The following is a 20,481-nucleotide window of genomic DNA, read 5'->3' on the forward strand; positions in this document are numbered from 1 at the left end:
GACAATTGACCGTGGGCTTCTGGAGCGCGATGCTGAACCACATTTCGGAGGCCCACGACGTCCCTTGACCCAACACTCGCGCGACACCCCACAGTTTTACCTTACGGCGCCGTCCCCCTGCCCCTATCTACCGGGCCGGCATGAGCGCAAGGTGTTCACTCACCTCGTGGGGGAGCGCGCCGGTGATCTCAACGATCTCCTCACCCATGGCGGGTTCCGCCGCAGCCAATCGATCGCCTATCGGCCCGCCTGCGACCAATGCCGCGCCTGCGTCTCAGTCCGGGTGGTCGCCAACGAGTTCCGGCCGTCCCGCAACTTCCGCAAGGTGATGGCGCGCAACGCCGACATTATTGGCGAGCAGCGCAGCGCGGTGCCGACGTCCGAGCAATACTCGGTGTTCCGCGCCTATCTCGACGCCCGCCATCGCCATGGCGGCATGGCCGACATGACCGTGCTCGACTACGCCATGATGGTCGAGGACAGCCACGTCGAGACCCGCATCATCGAGTACCGCAAGCGCGGCCCCGATAGCGGCATCACCGGCCGCGGCGAGGAGCTGATCGCAGTCGCGCTCACCGACGTGCTCAGCGACGGCCTGTCGATGGTCTATTCGTTCTTCGAGCCGAGCCAGGTCAGCCGCTCGATGGGCACCTTCATGATCCTCGATCACATCGCCCGCGCGCGGCGGCAGGGCCTGCCTTACGTCTATCTCGGCTACTGGATCGAGGGCTCCAAGAAGATGGACTACAAGGCCCGCTTCCTGCCGCAGCAGCGCCTCGCACCCTCAGGCTGGCTGCGCATCGATGCAGAAGGTGATATGGCCTCCGAGCCGCAGGATTAGCTCCCTGTCCTGCTCCGCGAAGGCGGGGCATCCAGTACGCCGCGGCGTCTCGACTCTATCACAGCGGGCTCTGGAATACTGGATCGCCCGGTTGAACCGGGCGATGACAGCAACATCGCGGCGACACTCACCCGAACAGCGTATCAGCCAGCAGCTTCACGTTCAAAATCACGATGACGCCTGCGACGATCCACGCGACCGCGGCGACCGACACCGGGATTGCGAACTTGCCCATCTTTCGGCGGTCGGAGACGAAGCGAACCAGCGGGATGACGGCAAAGGGCAGCTGCATCGACAGCACGACCTGACTGAAGACCAGGAGGTCCGCGGTGCCACGCTCGCCATAGATCGCGGTGACGATGATCACGGGAATGATGGCGATGCCGCGCGTGAGCAGGCGGCGCGCCCAGCTCGGCAGGCGCAGGTCGAGAAAACCTTCCATCACGATCTGGCCGGCGAGCGTCGCTGTTACCGTCGAGTTGAGGCCGGAAGCGAGCAGCGCCACTGCGAACAAGGTCGAGGCGATACCGAGGCCGAGTAGCGGCGACAGTAGCTCGAACGCCTGCTCGATCCCGGCCACGTCGGAATGGCCGCTCTTGTGGAAGGTGGCTGCCGCCACGACGAGGATCGCGGCGTTGATGAACAGCGCCAGCATCAGCGCGATGGTCGAGTCCGTCGTCGCCCACTTGATCGCCTCGCGCCGGCCGGCATCGTTACGCTCATAGGCGCGCGTCTGCACGATCGAGGAGTGGAGATAGAGATTGTGCGGCATCACGGTCGCGCCGATGATGCCGATCGCGATGTACAGCATCTCAGGGTTGGTGAAGATCTCGCTCTTCGGCACGAAGCCGTGCAACACTTCCGCCACCGGCGGGGCCGCAGCCACGATCTGCACCGCGAAGCAGACCGCGATCACCACGAGCAGTGCGATGACGAAGGCCTCCAGGAAGCGGAAGCCACGGTTCATCAGGATCAGAAGCAGGAACGCATCGAGCGCGGCGAGCAATGCGCCGCCGATCAGGGGAATGCCGAACAGCAGCTTCAGCGCGATCGCGGTGCCGATCACCTCGGCGAGATCGCAAGCGATGATCGCCGCCTCGCAGGCGAGCCAGAGCAGGAAGTTCACCGGCGGCGAATAGGTCGCGCGGCAGGCCTGCGCGAGGTCGCGGTCGGTGACGATACCGAGCCGCGCCGCCAACGACTGCAGCAGGATCGCCATCAGGTTCGAGAGCAGGATGACCGCAAGCAGCGTGTAGCCGAACTTCGACCCACCGGCGAGATCGGTCGCCCAATTGCCGGGGTCCATGTAGCCGACCGAGACGAGATAGCCGGGACCGACGAAGGCCAGCAGCCGTCGCGACCAATGGCCGGCGGCCGGGATTGCGACTGTGGAATTGACCTCGGCGAGGCTCTTGGTGGTGGGCGCGTCAGCGCGCCAGCCGGCGTCGGGGCTCATGTGGGGTGATCGGGCATCCATGCTGGCAGAATATCCAACTTCACCCTTATTGCAACTCATTTGCAACTGCATCTGGCGGCTTTCGTTCCGAAGGCGGATCGCGCAGTCCCGTCCCTTGTCGGGAAGCGGGTGGGTTCGGTGGCCTCACAACGCGAACATCTGCGCAAATTCGCTTTCGCAGGATATGAGCCATGTCAACGCCGCGCCTCCCCGACACCTTCAACCGCCTCGCCTGGTCGAACCTCGCGGCGCAATCGGCCGAGCAGATCGCGCTCGCCGCAGCACCCATCGTCGCGGTGCTGACGCTTGGGGTCGCCGAAGGGCGCACCGGCCTGCTGCAGACCGCCCTCACCCTGCCCTTCATCCTGTTCGCTATTCCCGCCGGCGTGCTCGCCGACCGCATCTCCCGCCGCCGGCTGATGGCAGGCGCCGAGGCGTTGCGGGCCGCAGCGCTCGCCGCCATCGTCCTGCTGCTGGCGCTCGGTGCCCTCAACCTGCCGCTGTTGGCGCTGCTCGGCTTTGCGGCCGTGTGCGGCACCGTCGTCTACAGCGTCGCCGCGCCGGCGCTGGTGCCCTCGCTGGTGAGCCCGGACCTGTTGCCGGCCGCAAACGCCCGCATCGAGCTCGCGCGCACGGTTGCCTTTGCTAGCGGGCCCGCGCTTGGCGGCGCATTGGTGGGATGGTGGGGCGCAAGCCCGGCCTTCGGCTTTGCCGCCGCGCTGTCGGCGATCGCGGTGGTGCTGCTTTCCGGCATCTACGAGCCATCCCGCGCGCCGGCACCGCGGCGCCACCCGTTCCAGGACATTCGCGAGGGCGCGGCCTTCGTGTTTCACCATCCGCTGCTGCGGCCGGTGTTCATCACCCAGTTCATCTTCAACACCGGCTGGTTTCTGCAGATCGCGGTGTTCGTGCCCTATGCGGTGCGCCATCTCGGCCTGACCGCCGTAGGCGTCGGCACCGTGCTGACGATGTACGGCGTCGGCATGGTGATCGGTGCACTACTCGCCACGCGCGTGATGCGGCGCGTCGCGTTCGGCACCGTCGTCGGCCTCGGCCCGGTCACCGGCTTCGTCGCCGCCCTGGTGATGGCGCTGACGGTGCTGGTGCCATCGCCCTGGCTTGCGTCCCTGAGCTTCTTCCTGCTCGGCGTCGGGCCAATCCTGTGGGTGATCTCGACCACGACGCTGCGCCAGTCGGTGACCCCGCCGCGCCTGCTCGGCCGCGTTTCCGCTATCAACATCATGAGCTACGGCGCCCGCCCGCTCGGCTCGGCGCTGGGCGCGATCGTCGGCGGCCTCTGGAGCGCCGAAGCGTGCCTCTATCTGGCCGCCGCCGTGTTCGGCCTGCAGGCGCTAGTGATCCTGCTGTCACCGGCCGTGTCGCTGGATCGGCAGCCCGACATGGTAGGGGACGAGGCGGCGGTGCGGTGCTGAAACATTTCCCCGGCGTCGTCCTGGCGAAAGCCAGGACCCATTACCCCAGGGACGAATTTGAGGCGAACCGGAAACCGCGAGTCTTCGCAAAACTGAGATCGTGGTTATGGGTCCTGGCTTTCGCCAGGACGACGCTGGGAGGTGGTCGGGCTATCCCGCCAGATACCGCTCGTAGCTGCCCGTCACGGGCTCGCTCGCATCGACATCGGGATCGAGCGTGTAGAGATCCTGCGCGCGACCGATGCCGCGCAGCGCGTAGCGGCCGGTGGAGACGAGATAGCGACGCCCGGCGGCATCGAGACCCTTGTAGAATTCCGACGAGGTGAGGAGTTCGCGATCGACGGAGCGGCTCATCGAGGCGATGCGGCTGACCTCGTTGACGGTGGGGCCGACCACGGTGAAGTCGAGCCGGTCCTCGCTGCCGATATTGCCGTAGAAGACCTCGCCGACATGCAGGCCGATATAGGCCGACGTAGTGGGACGGCCGGCGGCCGCCCGGCGCGCGTTCAGCGCCGCGACGTTCTTACGGAACAGATGCTCGGCGCGGAGCGCAGCGCGCCGCGCCGCCGCCATGTCCTCGCCCCAGAACATCGCGAGCACGCCATCGCCGATCAGCTTCAGCACGTCGCCGCCGGCTTCGTGGATCGGGTCGATCACGGCCTGCGCATAGTCGTTGAGGAACGGGATGATCTCGTCGGGACCGATGCTCTCGCTGATCCCGGTCGAGCCGCGCAAATCCGAATACCACAGCACCGCATTGATGCGCTCGGTGACGCCGCGCGAGATGCGCCCGCGCAGGACCTGCTCGGAGGCATCGCGGCCGAGATAGACGCGGCCGAGCGTGCGCGCGATGTCGACCTGCTGCGCCGATTTGATCGCAAGCCCCAGCACCGGCACGAGATCGCGCAGCGCTTCCAGCTCGGATCCGGAGAAGCCGCTGTCGCGCCGTGTGGTCCAGCAGGAATACAGGCAGTCCATCAGGCCGAGCGCGCCGTTCTCGCCGAAGCGGTGCACGAAGGCGAGATAGTGCTTGTGGCCCTTCTCGGCGAGCTCGCCGATCTGCGAGAAATCCAGCGACGGCGCGTCGGCGAGATCGATCACCATCTCGTCGTCGCCATTCTCGAGCATGTGGAAGAAAACCGAGCGGCGCCAGCTCTTGGCGGCGTCGCCGTCGGCGGTCGAGCCATATTCGAACGCATCGCTCTCGTTGCTGGCACGGTCGCTCCAGCGAAAGCCGCGGCCCTCATAGATCGGATGCAGCGTATCGATGACGACCAGCCCGCGCGACAGATCCAGCCCTTCGGCGCAGCAGCGCTCGCAGAAGCCGCGGAGCAGCTCGTTCTCAGGCAGGCCTGTCAGGCCCTGGCCGGTGATCCACTTCATCAGCGCAAGGCGCGAGGTCAATTGCATACGCCATTATGGCGTGCATTCGTGACGAACGAAAGGCCGCGCGCGGTCACAGGCAGGCTCGCGTCCGCGGCAGGTCGAATATGCCGCAGACGCGGTTGACGGGCTCGCCCCGCGAGCGGCAAATGCGCCCGATGACACAGAAGATCAGAAGCACGAGGACATGAGCCAGCGCCAGCTTCCGATCATCCTGGCACTCGGCACCACGCAGACGCTGGCCTGGGCGTCCAGCTATTATCTGCCGGCACTGATCGCCGATCCCATGGCGCGCGACCTCGGCGTCTCCTCCAACTGGATCTTCGGCGCGTTCTCAGCTTCGCTCGTGCTCTCCGCCATGCTCGGCCCGCGCATCGGACGGCAGATCGATCTCTTCGGCGGACGGCAGGTGTTGTCGGCCTCGAATCTCACCATCGCCGCCGGCCTCGTGCTGCTCGGCCTGTCCCGATCGGTGCCTGTGATGGCGATCGCCTGGCTCGTGCTCGGCATCGGCATGGCGATGGGCCTCTATGACGCCGCCTTCGCCGCGCTTGGGCGAATCTACGGCACTGAGGCGCGCAGGCCCATCACCGGCATCACGCTGATGGCGGGCTTCGCCTCGACCGTCGGCTGGCCGCTCACCGCCTGGGGCCTCGCCCATATCGGCTGGCGCGAGACCTGCTTTGCCTGGGCCGCCGCCAATCTCCTGGTCGGCCTGCCGCTCAATTTCTTCATGCTGCCGGCGATCACGGGCGCGAAGCAGACTGCTGCGACCGCCGAGAAGCCGCATTTGCCGCTCGATCGCACCATGGTCCTGCTCGCCTTCATCTTCGCCGCGGTCTGGACCGTGACCGGCGCGATGGCCGCGCATTTCCCGCGCATCCTGGAGACGACCGGGGCAACGCCGGTCGAGGCGATCGCGGCCGGCGCGCTGATCGGCCCGGCGCAGGTCGGCGCACGCATGCTGGAAGCAGGCTTCCTCAGCCGCTTCCATCCGCTGTGGTCGACGCGGCTCGCCTGCCTCACCCATCCGATCGGCGCGGTGGTCGTGGCGATCTTCGGCGGCGCTGCCGCAAGCGCGTTCGCGCTGTTCCACGGCTCCGGCAACGGCATCCTGACCATCGCGCGCGGCACGCTGCCGCTCGCGATCTTCGGACCGAAGGATTTTGGCTACCGTCTCGGCATCATCGGCGCACCGGCGCGGATGGCGCAGGCGGTGGCACCGCTCGCCTTCGGCCTGCTGATCGACGTCATGGGCGCCAAGGTCCTGATCGTCTCCTCCGCGCTCAGCCTGTCGGCGCTGGCCGCGCTGTTCCTGATCCGCACCAGGCCGCGGCCGGATTGACCGCCCGGCCGCTTTCGCGCACAAGCGGGCCATGAGCGAAAACGCCAGCCCGCCCCGCACGTTCAAAGGCCTCCTGCGCTGGGCGACCACGCCGCCGCAGGCCTGGGGCGTTTATCTGCTCGCGCTTCTCCTGGTCTGGCTCGTCTCGTTCTATGCCGGCACGCTGAAGCCGAAGAAGACGCCCGACGCGAGCCCGCCGACGGCGACCGTACCGCGGAGCTAGGCCGGCTTCGTCTCGCTGGTCGCGATCCAGATCCCAGCAAAGACCGCAACCAGTCCGATGAGCAGATTGGGCGTGATCGGCTCGCCGATCAGGAGCGCTGCCAGCAGCGCGGCGGCGATCGGATTGACCGTCATGGTGTTGGCGACGCGGGTCGGCGTTGCCCGGCCGAGCGCCATGACCCAGAGGATGAAGGCGAGCGCACCGCCGCCGACGCCGAGATAAATGCCGGCAATCCATTGCGCAGTCGTGAAATGGTCGAGCGCGGCAAAGCTTCCCTTCACCAGCCCCGCCAGCACCAGCACTGCAGCGCCCGCCCCCATGCCAGCGGTGAGAAAGCCGAGCGCGCTGGAGCGCTGCATCAGCGGGCGCGACAACACGTTATAGAAGGCCATGCAGAACACGGCCGCCGTCATGATCAACTCGCCGCGCCAGGCTCCTGCTGGACTCTGCGCTAGGCCTGTCGCCAGCGCTGCCGCCACGCCGAGCACGGCGATGCCGACACCGGTGATCTTGCGCGCCGTCATCTGCTCGATGCCGAGCAGCGCCCCGACCACCATGGTGTGAAGCGGCAGCGTCGCGAGCGCAAGACTGGCCCGCGCGGCGGTCGTGTAGGACATTGCGATGTTATAGAGAATGAAGAACAGGCCGAAGAAGCAGACGCCGAGCAGCGCCACGCCCGGCCAGTCCGCGCGCAGTGGCCAGCGCACGCCTAGCATCATCGCACATGGCAGAAGGCAGAGAAAGCCGATTCCCCAGCGCAGGATCGCGAGCAGGATGGGATCGGCACCGCCGACGAGATAACGGGTGATGGCCGCAGCCGTCCCGCCGATGCTGCTCGACAGCAATGCGATCGCGACCCCCGCCCACTCTCCCACGATCAGCTCCCGTTGCGGAGTCTTCGCGGGGCCCTAACACATAGCTGCTGCCAGCGTCATGGCAGCAGCTACATCATGGGCGGGAGGACGAGGGTACCCGTCAATGCGGGCAGGTCTCGACCTCGACCGTGACGTGGCTCAGCCCCTTCAGCCCGGCAAGCCGCCGCTTGTAGACGGCCGGCTGCTGCGGCTGGTCCGAGACCACCGAGAGGAGCACGGCGCAATGGCCGGGCCCGACCTGCCAGAGATGCAGGTCGGTGACGCGGTCGTCATCGACCTCGATCCGCGCCCGGATCACCCGCTCCAGCGTCTCGTCGGCGCGTACGTCGAGCAGCACCGCGCCCGATGACTTGATCAGGCCGAACGCCCAGGCCGCGATCACGGCGCTGCCGATCAGGCCGACGGCCGGATCGGCCCAGACCCAGCCCGAATACATCGCGACCACAAGGGCACCGATCGCCAGCACCGAGGTCGCGGCATCCGCCATCACGTGCACATAGGCCGCGCGCAGGTTGTTGTCGTGATGATGGTGGTGGTGATCATGGTCGTGGTCATCGTGATCATGATGTGCGTGGCTGTGGCCGCGATCATGCCCGTGATTGTGATGATCATGGTTGCCGCGCAGCAGCCACGCGCTGGCGAGGTTGACGCACAGCCCGAGCGTTGCGACCCCGATCGCCTCGCCATAGACGATCGGCACCGGCGTGATCAGCCGCAGCACGCTCTCATAGGCGATCTCGACCGCGATCAGGCCGAGGATGATCGCGCTGGCGAAGGCGGCGAGATCGCCGAACTTGCCGGTGCCGAAAGTGAAATGCGCATTCCCCAGATGCCGGCGCGCGAAGCGGTAGGCGAAGGCGGCGGTGCCGAGCGCGGCGGCATGCGTGCCCATGTGCCAGCCGTCGGCGAGCAGTGCCATCGAGCCGAACAGCGACCCCGCGACGATCTCCCCCACCATCATGACCAGGGTCAGGACGACCACGAACCAGGTGCGCCGCTCGTTCTCCTCGTGCTTCTCACCGAGGAAGGCGTGGTCATGGGTCCATTGCTCGATGGAGTGGGAATGCATGGAATTCTCCAGAAGATTCAGGTCTGTTGGCGGAGAGTATAGTCGCCGGAGGTCGATTTTCTAAGGTCCAATCGTCCCCTCGGATTGACAGTGCTTCCTGGTTTCGCTGTAATCTGCGCCATGGGGATTTGAGCGATCTCCCCACGAGGCGACACGCCCAAGCATCGCGTCCCGTTCGGTTTTTGCGAGGACGCATCATGTCTGCTTTCACGACCATATCATCTGACAAATTGGCACGGCTGATCGGCACGGCGAACAGCCCTGCCCTCATCGACGTGAGGACCGAGGAGGATTTTGCCGCCGACCGGCGGCTAATCCCGGGCTCCATCAAGCTCAGCCACGACAAGGTGACGGACTGGGGCGGTGATTTCGCCGGCCGCCGGGCCATCGTCTCCTGCCTTCGCGGCGAAAAGCTCGCCCAGGGCACGGCGGCCTGGCTGCGCCAGCTCGGCGTCGAGGCCGAGGCACTGGAGGGCGGCTTCGAGGGCTGGAAGGCGGCCAGGCTGCCGCTGGTCGAGGCCCGCAAGCTGCCGCCGCGCGATGCCAGGGGACGCACTGTCTGGGTGACGCGGGCGCGGCCCAAGGTCGACCGCATCGCCTGCCCCTGGCTGATCCGCCGCTTCGTCGATCCCAATGCGGCGTTCCTGTTCGTCGCACCCTCCGAGGTGATCGGCGTCGGTGAGCGGTTCAATGCCGCCCCCTTCGACATCGAGAACGTGTTCTGGAGCCACCGCGGCGAGCTCTGCACTTTCGACGTCATGATCGAGGAGTTCGGGATCGCTTCACCGGCGCTGCTCCGCCTCGCGACACTGGTGCGCGGTGCCGACACCGCGCGGCCGGATCTCGCGCCGGAGGCGCCGGGCCTGCTCGCGGCCTCGCTCGGGCTGTCGCGGATGTATGACGACGATCTCGAACAGCTCGAGGCCGGCATGCTGCTCTACGATGCCTTCTACCGCTGGTGCCGCGACGCGACGGCCGAGACCCACAACTGGCCGACCAACAAGGTGAAGGCGTAATGGATACCCGTACCGTTCAAGCTGAAGCTGCCGCCGGTCACGGCGTCAGCTTCGGCGAAGCCTTCCGCGTCTGGCTGCGTGTTGCCTGCCTCAGCTTCGGCGGGCCCGCGGGCCAGATCGCGGTGATGCACCGTATCCTGGTCGAGGAGAAGAAGTGGATCTCCGAAGGCCGTTTCCTGCATGCGTTGAACTATTGCATGCTGCTGCCGGGGCCGGAGGCGCAGCAGCTCGCAACCTATGTCGGCTGGCTGATGCACCGCACCGCCGGCGGACTGATGGCGGGCGGGCTGTTCATCCTGCCCGGCATCATCGCCATCATGGGCCTCAGCTACGTCTACGCGGCTTTCGGCAATGTCAGCTTCGTCGAGGCGCTGTTCTTCGGGCTGAAGGCTGCCGTGCTCGCCATCGTCGTCGAGGCCGTGGTGCGCGTGGGCAAGCGTGCGCTGAAGAACCGCATCATGATCGCGCTCGCTGCCATCGCCTTCGTTGCGATCTTCTTCTTTGCCGTGCCCTTCCCGATCATCATCATCGCCGCCGGCATGATCGGATATATCGGCGCAAGGCAGGGGCGCCCGGAATTCGCCCCGCCCGGTCACGGCCCTGGCGGCGGCAGTGCCGTCATCGACAGCATGCTCGGCGACGGCATGCCCGATCACGTCAAGCCTGATGCAGGGCGCGCGATCCGCGTCGGTGCGCTGTGGCTGGCGCTCTGGCTGGTGCCGGTCGCTGTGCTGCTCTTGATGCTCGGACAGGCCAGCGTGTTCAGTCAGATCGCGCTGTTCTTCTCGAAGATGGCGCTGGTCACCTTCGGCGGCGCTTACGCCGTGCTGGCCTATGTCGCACAGCAGGCGGTCGAGCATTATCACTGGCTGAAGCCGCACGAGATGCTCGACGGCCTCGGCATGGCCGAGACCACGCCGGGCCCGCTGATCATGGTGCTCCAGTTCGTCGGCTTCATGGCCGCCTATCGCGATCCGAGCGGACTCTCACCGATGCTCGCGGCGACGCTCGGCGGCCTGCTCGCGACCTGGGTCACCTTCACGCCCTGCTTCCTCTGGATCTTCGTCGGCGCCCCCTATATCGAGCGCCTGCGCGGCAACAGAGGCCTCGCGGGCGCGCTCGGCGCGATCACCGCCGCCGTCGTCGGCGTCATCCTCAACCTCTCGATCTGGTTTGCCCTGCACACGCTGTTCCGCGAGACCGTGCCGGTGCACGCCTTCCCGCTGAATTTCGATAGGCCGGTGCTGAGCAGCGTCGATGTGCCGGCCCTCGTGCTGGCGATCGCGGCAGCGACCGCGATCTTCCGGTTCAAGCTGGGGATGCTGACGGTGCTGGCTGCAAGCTGCGCCGCGGGCGTGGCATTAAGGCTGGCGGGAATTATTTAGCGCGCCGCTACGATGTCCGCCCTTGCACGTCCCCGGCGGTCCAGGGCCCGGCTTGGCCTCAAGCCGCAGTGTCCAGTTGACTGAGCGCAACCTTGATATCTTTGGCAGGCGGCCGGCCGAACATGCGCCCATATTCTCGCGTGAATTGCGAGACGCTCTCGTAACCTACTGCGAAGGCCGCGCTGCTCACCTCCGAGCCCTCCGACAGCATCATCCTACGCGCCTCGATGAGCCGCAACTGCTTCTGAAACTGCAGGGGACTGAGTGATGTAATCGCGCGGAAGTGCTGGTGAAACGAGGACGGGCTCATCGCAGCCGCTTCCGCCAAGCGTTCGATGCGCAGCGGCTTTGCGTATTCGGAGCGGATGATCGCGACCGCGCGCGCGATGCGTTGCGCATGGCTGTCGGCCACTCCGAGAGCCCTTATCGCCGTGCCGTGTCGCCCCGCCAGCAGCCAATAATGGATTTCGCGAACGAGCTGAGATCGCAGAACCGGCAAAGACGACGGACGCTCGAGCAGCCGCATCAATCGGAGCGCGGCATCGGCAACCTCCGCTTCAGTCGGATCCACGCGGACGGAAATGGCTTGCTGCCCAGGAGCCAGGTTCATCTCCACGATCAGGCTCGCGATCACCGCCGCATCGAGTTCAACGACCAGGGAAAAATATGGGACCTTTGCGCTGGCGCGGGTGATCTGGCTGACAGTCGGCACGTCCGCCGAGATCAGGAGCGACTCTCCCGCGCCGAAATCGAAGCTGTGCGATCCCATCGTCACGCGCTTACGGCCCTGCAGGACGAGCGCAACGAGCGGCCGGTTGATCGCGTACTGGAGCTGGCTCTGCGTCATGGCCCGTACGGCCGTAAGGCCCGGGATCGGCGTCTTGGCAGCGCCGTGTTGGTCGCAACGCAAATTCGCATAGCGGCGAACCGCTTCGAGCAAGGTCGTCGTCATTCCTCGAATTTATACCAAGCGCAGGCTCCGGCAACCGGACATGGCCCGACTGCTTCAACTTTGCGCATAGTGAATTGCTCGTTCAACGCAGCGCCGGGCCGGGTCCGAGTGACCCTGCATTTGGAGGAATAGGCAAGAAGGCTCAAGTATCTGGCAACTGGGCTGCGGCGGCGTGTGCCACCTTCGCCGTGTCGAACGAAGGAGACATCACATGGCTAAAATTGCAATCGTCACAGGCGCGAGCCGCGGGCTCGGCCGCAACATGGCCGTCAACATCGCGCGCAAGGGCAGCGATGTCATCATTACATACCGGAGCCGTGCCGACCTTGCGGAGAGCGCGGTCGCCGAGATCAAGGCGCTGGGACGCCGGGCCGTGGCCTTCCAATTGGACAGCGCCGACGTGGCCGGATTCCCCGCCTTCGCGCAAACACTGGGCCAGACACTGAAGGAGACATTTGGTCGCGAGACCTTCGATGACCTCGTGCACAATGCCGGCGACGGCCTCTTCGCCACGCTCGGCGAGACCACGGAGGCTCAGTTCGATCAGCAGATGAACCTGCATGTCAAAGGCGTACTTTTCCTGACACAAGCCTTGCTGCCCCTGATGGCAAACGGTGGCTCGATCGTCACCATCGGCAGTGGCCTGACACGTGTCACCTATCCGGGCTTCGCCGTCTACACCATGGCGAAAGCCGCCGCGGACATGATGGCGGTCTGCATGGCCAGGGAGCTCGGGCCGCGCGGCATCCGCGTCAACAGCGTTGCGCCGGGAGCGATCGAAACCGACTTCGGCGGTGGCCTGGTGCGCGACAATTCGGACGTGAACAAGCAATTTGCCGCCATGACTGCGCTCGGCCGCGTCGGCGTCCCGGATGATATCGGTCCGATGGTCGCGAGCCTGCTGAGCGAGGACAATCGCTGGGTTACCGGGCAACGGATCGAAGTCTCGGGCGGTCAGATGATCTGACCGCCGAGTGCCGCCTCACCGAGCATGCGAAGGCCGCCGCGACACCTTGCGGCGGCCTTTGGGGACCGGAAGCCCACTCGCGAGCGTCGATGTCGCAAAGCATTGTCGATGAAGGCCTTCCGCATCTCCCTGACCGCTTAGGCGGCATATTGAACGTCGTTCGATCAGCGGGATGGACCAATGTCGCAGATGCACCGGAATCCCACGTAGACGGCGTAAGCAGCGGACTAACGAATTCAGCCTTTTAGGCCGCTCTGCCATCTCCGGAGCTTGCAAGCTTAGCGAGCAGGTCGCTTGCGACGAGTAGATCCCTCGTCTGGAAACCCTCGGTAAATTCGTCGTAGATCGGCAGCAGGATCTTGCGGGCATCATCCCTTCGCGACCGGGCGCACCAGAGCTTTGCGAGATCATTCGCTGCGCGCAAACGCCACGACAACGCACCGATATCCCGGGCAAGCTCGATCGATTCCATGAGGCTTGCCTCAGCTTCTCTTGTCTGATCCTGGGCGGCGAGAATGGACGCATGGACGCGAATGACTTCTGGAAGGCACCAACCTTCGCTCCGCGCTCGGGCGGTTTTCACTGCGGTCAGGATCGTTGCTTCGGCTTCGCCGAACCGTCCGGCACGGGCTAGAGCATCTGCCAGAACACTGAGGTAATAGGGCATCCGCACCAGGTAATTGACATTGCGGAACTCCTCGATCGCCTCCTTGAGGGAATCGACCGTGTCCGACGAAGCGCCGCCTTTCTCGTGTGCCAAGGCAGCGCGATAAAAACTGGCAATCGGCCGTCTGGTGAATAGTCCCTGCCTCTCGACGTGTTCGGCGAGCAATTCGACGTATTGATCACATTCCTCGTAACGCCCGCACCAATAGAAAACCGGGCACGAATATGTAAGCGCGTTATTCAGCGAAAGGTGATGGTGGCCCGGACGGGCTCGCTCAAAGGCGGCAGCAGCGGTCCGGCTGGCAGAGTCTGGCAAGCCCCTCAACCACAGGACCTGAGATAGCGCGCATTCCAACAGAATGACAATGTCGGCCAAATACCGAACGCTATACGAACGGTTGAAATATCGTAGATCGCGCAGCTGGAGGCTCTCGAGTCGGTGCTGGGCGTCTTGAAGACGACCGAGAAAGAGGTCGGCTATTCCCAAGTGAACTTCGCCCTCGGGAAGAATCGAAGGATCATCCGCTGCGGCTGCCGAGGCGAATGTCTTGATCGTGCGTATTCCGGAGTCGTACTCACCCGTGAAGAGTTCAAATGCCGCAATCAACATCAGGCAACGATGACGATAATCGGTGTCACCAATCTGATTTGCGATCTCCGATGCGCGCTGCAATGCAGCCATGGCCGCCGTCTTCAGACCACGCGTGATCATGGTTGAGGCTCCGAGCCACAGCTTGAACTTCATCTCGAATGCCGTGCCGGCGAGTCCCGCGGCATCGAGCTCCTCGACCGCGCGCGAAACGTGGACGTGGCATTCCTGGATCAGCGAAAAATGATTCCAGAGCAGCAGGCCTGCAACGGTCAGTCGAATTCGCAGCGACCGATTTGCCTCGTCCCGACGGGCCCAAGCCAGCGCAACACGCAGATCGTCGACAACGTGGCGGTAGGCGGCGCCCCATTCGTGGGCTGGACGCTGCGACCACTCACTTGCGGCCTGCTCCAGCACCGCACATACATGTTCCGCATGACGACAGCGGACCGCCTGGTCCTCACCGCTGATCCGCAGGCGCTCCGCGCAATAGGCGCGTGTTGTTTCCAAGAGGCGGTAGGTGACCAAGTCTGCATTAGTATCCATCACCAGCAGCGACTTCGCGGCAAGCTTGGCGAGCGTATTCGTTGCCTCAGCGGGCCCTCCGTTCGACACCGCCGCTGCCCCATCAACACTGAAAACACCGGCGAACACGGAGACTTCACACAGCAATGCGGCCTCACGCTCGGAAAGGAGGCTGTAGCTCCAGTCGAGTGTCGCGAGGAGCGACTGCTGTCTCTGAGGCGCGCCAAGGGGGCCAAGATTGAGGAGGCGGAAACTCTCGTCCAGCATCTGCAGGATGCGGGCCGGCGAGAAGGCGGCCGTTTGTGTTGCGGCGAGCTCGATGGCGAGTGCGTTGCCATCAAGCCGACGGCAGATTTCCGCCACCGCGGCGGCGTCCGCGTCTGTTAGCCGATATCCCGATCGCTCGGTTGCGCGCGTGGCAAACAACTCGACCGCGGGAAACTTGCAAGCCTCGTCTGCCGCGGGACGTTCGCTGGGATCGCATTCCAGTCCGCGGATGCGATGTATCCGCTCCGCACCGCCTAGCCCGAGGGGCTCGCGACTGGTTGTGAGAATGTGCACGCCATCGAGCTGGCGAGCAAGCCGATCAACTGCAGTCGCGACGGAAGGAAGCAGGTGCTCGCAATTGTCGAACAGGAGGATCTTTTCCTGCAGCTTCAAAGCACGCAGGACGCTCGACAGCGGATCCCCGCCCGTTACGCCGAGCCCGAGCGCGTAGGCGATCGCCGTAGGCACGAACTGCGGGTCGCTGATTTTCGCAAGGTCCACGAACGTGGCGCCGTAGGCGTGCCGGCGAGACGCTTCGTGAGCTGCCGCTACGGCGACGGTCGTCTTGCCGACCCCGCCGGTCCCCACAACCGATACAATCTTCGATACGTTTAGGTCGTGAAGGATTGCATCAATGACACCTGCTCTGCCAAAGATGCGCGCCACTGCCATCGGGAGACCTTGCCCCCCTGTCGCCGTTCCGGCTGAGATCCCTTCTTCGGCTGCCTGGACCTGCGCGATAAATCGGTAGCCACGCCCGGTTACGGTCGCGATATACTTGGCCGGCTCGGGCCCATCGCCGAGTGCCCGTCGCAGGGCATTTATGTTGACCTTAAGATTTGCCTCTTCGACAATTGTGTTCGGCCAGACACGCGCGAACAGCTCCTGCTTGCTCACGATTTCGCCTGGCCGCTCGACCAGTGCCGTCAAGATGTCCAGCGCGCGCCCCCCGATGCGGACTGGTACCTCTCCGTTGAGTAGCAATTGGCGTTCGGGAATAAGGAGAAACGGCCCAAAGCCGAAAGATCGTGCAGTTCGTTCTCCGCAGTCACTCGTCACGAGCAGCACCTTCTAAGGAGATCGGAACAAGTACAGCATGCCAGAAAAGCGAGGGCGGTCACACCGGCAATTTAGCAAAAGCCGTTGTGTCTTTGCTTGCTCCAAAGTCCGCTTTGAGCCGCAGGCCGGCGACTGTGACCGGTGCGACTTCCGCCTTTTCAAGAGCTGCCGTTCTTGTGCCCGTTCTCAAAGCAAAAGCTCCCCCGTCGGCCCGGCCACCCGTCGGGCAAAACAGCCGCGCGTCAGGCTCTGCCGCTGTCAAGCTCCGCCTCGCAAAATATTCCACTTTACCGAAATTCGGATTTGTCGTACACGCAAAGCACCCTGGCCCGAGACAAGGGGCGGATCGCGATCGTCACGAACCGCGGGCTGGGCAGCGATGGACGCGACGGCGTCGGGCGCAAATGGCATTGCAGGGCGGTTTCGGCCGTGAGCAATGGCCTTTGTGCTGACGACACGACGCTGACAGCGTCTTCGCATGGCTTCGGGGGCGAGCACACGCCACCCCTCGGAGTCCCAGCGAAGACGTGCGCGGACGGAGAAGTCGTGTGGTCCTGACGCCCGGGGTCTGTGCGTCAAGGCTTGCGGTGATGTAGCGGCCGACCGGCACGCGCATCGATCATCCGCGAGGCGACGGGGGCAATAGTGCATCGCTCCCCGGGGAGAGCACGAAGGACACCGTTAAAACCATTCGCGCAGGGAAGGCCGGGCGACCGGCGACACCTGTGGTCCACCCCGTGTGCATTCTTACTGTACACGGACTTGCGGGTGCCGCCGGCGCCCGGCCTTCCCTGCGCCCTTGTCTCTTTCGAGGGCGTGCGAGAACCAAAACTCGGGCGAAACGCGCCGCGGGAACGCGATGGCGCGTCTGCTGTTTGAAGTGTGAAATGGAAGAGCGACGCCCTTGCCCCTTGCTCCGTCATTGCGAGCGTGGGAGCCGCAAGCCCCACACTCGCTGTCATCGCCCGGCTTGACCAGGCGATCCAGTACTCCGAGACGGTCGCGATTGAGAAGACAGGCCGCCGTGTACTGGATGCCCCCGGTCAAGCCGGGGCATGACATGATCTTTGTGGCGCTACCGCATCATCATCCGCGCGATCGCTTCCCCGATCACCACCGTCGTGAAATGCGTGTTGGCGCGGCAGTCCGACGGCATGATCGAGGCGTCGGCAACGCGCAGGCCGGAAATGCCCTTGACCGTGCCATCGGGGTTGACCACGCCATCAGCATTGCCAACACCGCTCATGCGGCAGCTGCCGGCGGCGTGCTGGATGTCACCGGTCTCACGGCGCAGCACCGCGTCGAGCTCATGGTCCGGCAGGCTGCCTGCCTGCTGCAGTGTCAGATCGGTGTCGGCGAGCCGGATCCAATCGGCAATGCCCGACAACGCCGGCTGTGCGGTGATCACGGCAAGGCGCTTCACCGCATCCATCATGCGCAGCATGTCGCGGGGATCGACGAGCATGTTCTCCTCGACGACGGGATCGATCGACGGGTCGGTCGAGGCCAGCTTGAGGGTGCCGCGCGAATAGGCGTTGAACAGGCCCGCGCCGATCGCGCCGGGATTGCCGATGCCGCGGTGATTGAAGGCGATCAGGATCATGTCGCGCTTGCCGCCGTCGGCGAGGCCGGAGGAATAGGTCACGCAGCAATTGGTGTGGCGCGTGTCGGGATCGGTCGGCCTGAGCCCTTCGTGAAGCTGAATGGTTGCCCGAAACAGCGGGTGGTCGAAGAAGTGCTTGCCCACCGGCAAATCGCGCGCAACCGCGATCCCCATCGCCTTCAGCTCCTCGGCAGGACCAATGCCCGAGCGCAACAGGATAGCCGGGCTGTGAATGGCGCCGGCGCAAAGCACGATCTGACGCGCGCTGATCTCGTGGGTGCCCTGCCCCTCGAAATGGACGCGGAGACCGGTCACCCTTCCGTCGCTGATCAATCCGCGATCCACCAGCGCGTGGCCGCGGATCTCGAGATTGGCGCGGCCGCGCGCGGGCTCGAGATAGGCTTCATTGGTGCTGATGCGGCGACTGTCGCGGCTGTTGATGGGATAGCAGGCGACGCCCTCGCCGTCGTGGCCATTGAGGTCGGCACACCAGGGATAGCCGCTCGCCAGTGCAGCATCGCGCAAGCCGCGATCGATCGGGCCCCACTTGTCCGGTGGCGCGCGATAGACCGGCAGCGGTCCGCCGCGGCCGTGGCCCTCGGCATCGCCGAACTCCAAATCATCCTCGATCACGGAGAACAGCGGCATCACCTCCCTGGCTGACCAGCCGCTGCAGCCATTGGCGGCCCATTCGTCGAACGCATCTGCAACGCCGCGGATGGCGATCTGGCCGTTCATCATCGAGGAGCCGCCGAGCCCCTTGCCGCGCCAGTAGAAGCGCGGCACCTGCCCGCCGACGCGGCGCGACAAGAGATCGGGCCACTGCCATTTCTCCTGGTATTCGCGCTTGTGGATGATCGGGATCGGGTTCGGCGTCCGCACTTCCCAGGGCGCCTCGTCGGCACGCCAGTCGCGCCCCGCTTCGAGCAGCAGGACGCGCCGTGCGGGATCCTCCGAGAGCCTTGCCGCCACGGCAGCGCCGGCAGAGCCGCCGCCCACAACAATGACATCGTACATCGCGCTATTTCTCAACGTTCCAGAACACGGGGATGGCAGACGGTATCAGACCGCGCAAGGTGGCGCGATAGGCGGCCGGCTGGGCGAACTGCCCCCATGGAATGGCCGGCGCCTGATCGTACATCACGGCCTGGATCTCGCCCGCGATCTTCTTGCGATCCTCCTCTGCCGGGGCCTTGGCGAAGGCTTCCATCAGAGGTGTGATGCGCGCATCGCACTGCCAGCCGGTGAAATCGGCGCAGTTGAAGGCGACCATCACATTGGTCAGCGGCGAGCCGAGGTCGAAACCACCGGCATGGACGCCATAGACGCTCCAGCCCTCCTTCTTGGCGCGGCGGGCCAACACGCTCGCCCAATCCATCACCTGGAGATCGACGTTGAAGCCAGCCGCCTTAAGCCGCTCGGCCAGCACCTGCGCCGATACACGCGGCGCTTCGAGGTCGTTGGCCTCCATGACCACAACGGGCTCGCCGGCATATTTAGTTGCCTTCAGCGCAGCCTTCGCCGCCTCGATCGACGGCTTTGCAGCGGCTTCCGTGCCAGCCTTGCTTTCGTAGGTCGTGCCGCAAGTGAAGTATGTCGCGCAGGGCGTTGCGTATTTCGCATCGAGCCCGAGGGCGTCCAGCACCTCGCGCTGATCGACCAGCTTCCACAGCACGCGCCGGATCGCGGGATCATCGAACGGTTTTGATGCGGCGTTGAGGCGATAGGCACCGGCGAACATGTTGCCGCCGGTGAAATTGACCAGCTTGACGCGGGCGTTCTTCTCCAGCTGCGGCAACAGATCGAAGGGTGCGTATTGCATGAAGTCGATCTCGCCGGCCTGCAGCGCGGATGCGGCGGTCGAACCATCAGGGATGACGCGGATCTCGAGCGTATCGATGTTGACGAGCTTGCCGCCGGCGAGGAAATCGGCGGGCTCGGGACGCGGAACATAGTCGGCGAATCTCTTTAGGACCATGCGATCGCCGGTGCGGTGATCGGCCTTGCTGTAGACAAACGGGCCGGAGCCGATGATCTCGGTGATGCGCTGGTCCCCGGGCGTCTTCGCGATGCGCTCCGGCATCATGAAGGCGACGGGGCTGACGGGATTGCCGAGCGCATCGATGACGAGGCCGGAGGGCTCCTTCAGCGTCAGCACGAAGGTTTTCGCATTCGTCGGCTCAAGCGAAGCCGTGATCGCAAAAATGCGGCGGCCGAGCGCGCTGCGGGTGCCCCAGCGGCGCAGCGAGGCCACGCAATCGGCCGCGGTGACCGGCTGGCCGTCATGCCACTTCAGGCCGTCGCGCAGCGTGAAGCTATAGGTCAATCCGTCCGCGGAGACCTTCCAGTCCTGCACCATCTGCGGCTTGATATCGCCCTTGGAGTCCTTCGCAAACAGCGTGTCGAACACCATGAAGCCGAACGTGCGCGAGATATAGGCCGTGGAGAAATGCGGATCGAGCGTGACGATCTCCGCCTCGAGCACCGCGACGAGACTGCCCGCCGCATGCGCCGGCGCTCCGACCATGGCGAGGCCGACGAGCGCCGGAATGAAAGCCTTCAGTTTGAACATTGGTGAATTTTTGCCTTTTTGACTGAAACGATCGCAGTCACCAGCAAAAAGCAATGTTCGTGCCCGCACGTATGCGTTCCCGACTATCTGCCACGCGTTTGCGGGCTAAGGATATCAGTTGGAGGAACGTGACTGCTACCTCTCGTCATTGCGAGCGTGGCGAAGCAATCCAGAGTCTTTCCGCGGAAGTCCGGATTGTGCATTCGCAATGACGCGGTAAGGGTAGCGCCTCATCCATCAGTATCATCGCGCGGG

General features: G+C 64.9%; 15 protein-coding genes. 7 read left to right on the top strand and 8 right to left on the bottom strand.

Annotated features, from left to right (window positions below; all coding sequences use genetic code 11):
• The first annotated feature begins 64 nt into the window (after nt 1–64).
• On the top strand, nt 65–841 hold the full coding sequence (locus LPJ38_RS27245; RefSeq protein ID WP_145630016.1) for an arginyltransferase: 777 nt from the start codon (nt 65–67) through the stop codon (nt 839–841).
• Between the two features lie 127 nt (nt 842–968).
• Here LPJ38_RS27245 and LPJ38_RS27250 read toward each other — a convergent pair whose 3' ends face one another.
• On the bottom strand, nt 969–2,318 hold the full coding sequence (locus LPJ38_RS27250) for an Nramp family divalent metal transporter (protein WP_145630015.1): 1,350 nt from the start codon (nt 2,316–2,318) through the stop codon (nt 969–971).
• 170 nt (nt 2,319–2,488) lie between these two features.
• Between LPJ38_RS27250 and LPJ38_RS27255 the strand changes: the two genes are divergently transcribed.
• Nucleotides 2,489–3,730 (top strand): MFS transporter, encoded by a 1,242-nt coding sequence (locus tag LPJ38_RS27255; protein ID WP_145630014.1) that lies wholly within the window; start codon nt 2,489–2,491, stop codon nt 3,728–3,730.
• Nucleotides 3,731–3,880: 150 nt separating this feature from the next.
• On the opposite strand, the gene LPJ38_RS27260 is transcribed toward LPJ38_RS27255, so the two are convergent.
• Nucleotides 3,881–5,140: an adenylate/guanylate cyclase domain-containing protein gene (locus LPJ38_RS27260; RefSeq protein ID WP_145630013.1), complete on the bottom strand. Its 1,260-nt coding sequence runs from the start codon at nt 5,138–5,140 to the stop codon at nt 3,881–3,883.
• A gap of 160 nt (nt 5,141–5,300) precedes the next feature.
• On the opposite strand from LPJ38_RS27260, the gene LPJ38_RS27265 reads away from it, so the two are divergent.
• Both LPJ38_RS27265 and LPJ38_RS27270 read left to right on the top strand, forming a co-directional pair.
• A complete protein-coding gene (locus LPJ38_RS27265; RefSeq protein ID WP_145630012.1) occupies nt 5,301–6,458 on the top strand; it encodes an MFS transporter in 1,158 nt (385 codons plus the stop codon).
• A gap of 31 nt (nt 6,459–6,489) precedes the next feature.
• Nucleotides 6,490–6,681 carry a hypothetical protein gene (locus LPJ38_RS27270; RefSeq protein ID WP_145630011.1) on the top strand — a complete coding sequence of 64 codons (192 nt, stop codon included), beginning with the start codon at nt 6,490–6,492 and terminating at the stop codon, nt 6,679–6,681.
• Here LPJ38_RS27270 and LPJ38_RS27275 read toward each other — a convergent pair.
• Nucleotides 6,678–7,556, bottom strand: a complete 879-nt coding sequence (locus LPJ38_RS27275; protein ID WP_145630010.1) for a DMT family transporter — start codon at nt 7,554–7,556, stop codon at nt 6,678–6,680. The genes LPJ38_RS27270 and LPJ38_RS27275 overlap by 4 nt on opposite strands.
• 100 nt (nt 7,557–7,656) lie before the next feature.
• The gene (gene dmeF, locus LPJ38_RS27280; RefSeq protein ID WP_145630009.1) at nt 7,657–8,625 is read right to left on the bottom strand and encodes a CDF family Co(II)/Ni(II) efflux transporter DmeF; all 969 of its coding nucleotides are present in this window, start codon (nt 8,623–8,625) and stop codon (nt 7,657–7,659) included.
• 197 nt (nt 8,626–8,822) lie between these two features.
• On the opposite strand from dmeF, the gene LPJ38_RS27285 reads away from it, so the two are divergent.
• Nucleotides 8,823–9,641 carry a chromate resistance protein ChrB domain-containing protein gene (locus LPJ38_RS27285; protein ID WP_145630008.1) on the top strand — a complete coding sequence of 273 codons (819 nt, stop codon included), beginning with the start codon at nt 8,823–8,825 and terminating at the stop codon, nt 9,639–9,641.
• Nucleotides 9,641–11,026 (top strand): chromate efflux transporter, encoded by a 1,386-nt coding sequence (gene chrA, locus LPJ38_RS27290; RefSeq protein ID WP_145630007.1) that lies wholly within the window; start codon nt 9,641–9,643, stop codon nt 11,024–11,026. Before LPJ38_RS27285 ends, chrA begins: the two co-directional genes overlap by 1 nt.
• A gap of 58 nt (nt 11,027–11,084) precedes the next feature.
• Here the strand turns inward: chrA and LPJ38_RS27295 are convergent, their stop codons facing one another.
• Complete coding sequence (locus tag LPJ38_RS27295; RefSeq protein ID WP_145630006.1) at nt 11,085–11,978, bottom strand: AraC family transcriptional regulator; 894 nt, start codon at nt 11,976–11,978, stop codon at nt 11,085–11,087.
• 211 nt (nt 11,979–12,189) lie between these two features.
• Between LPJ38_RS27295 and LPJ38_RS27300 the strand changes: the two genes are divergently transcribed.
• Nucleotides 12,190–12,945, top strand: a complete 756-nt coding sequence (locus LPJ38_RS27300) for an SDR family NAD(P)-dependent oxidoreductase (protein ID WP_145630005.1) — start codon at nt 12,190–12,192, stop codon at nt 12,943–12,945.
• A 244-nt stretch (nt 12,946–13,189) separates the two neighbouring features.
• Here LPJ38_RS27300 and LPJ38_RS27305 read toward each other — a convergent pair whose 3' ends face one another.
• From LPJ38_RS27305 to LPJ38_RS27315, 3 genes are all read right to left on the bottom strand, one after another.
• A complete protein-coding gene (locus LPJ38_RS27305) occupies nt 13,190–15,922 on the bottom strand; it encodes an ATP-binding protein (RefSeq protein ID WP_231088417.1) in 2,733 nt (910 codons plus the stop codon).
• Between the two features lie 1,204 nt (nt 15,923–17,126).
• Entirely contained in the window at nt 17,127–18,671 is a 1,545-nt protein-coding gene (locus tag LPJ38_RS27310; protein ID WP_145630003.1) for a GMC family oxidoreductase, read from the bottom strand.
• Nucleotides 18,672–18,675: 4 nt separating this feature from the next.
• Complete coding sequence (locus LPJ38_RS27315; protein WP_145630002.1) at nt 18,676–20,226, bottom strand: ABC transporter substrate-binding protein; 1,551 nt, start codon at nt 20,224–20,226, stop codon at nt 18,676–18,678.
• Nucleotides 20,227–20,481 lie beyond the last annotated feature (255 nt).

Source organism: Bradyrhizobium daqingense, assembly GCF_021044685.1.
In the GTDB taxonomy this organism is placed as follows: domain Bacteria; phylum Pseudomonadota; class Alphaproteobacteria; order Rhizobiales; family Xanthobacteraceae; genus Bradyrhizobium; species Bradyrhizobium daqingense.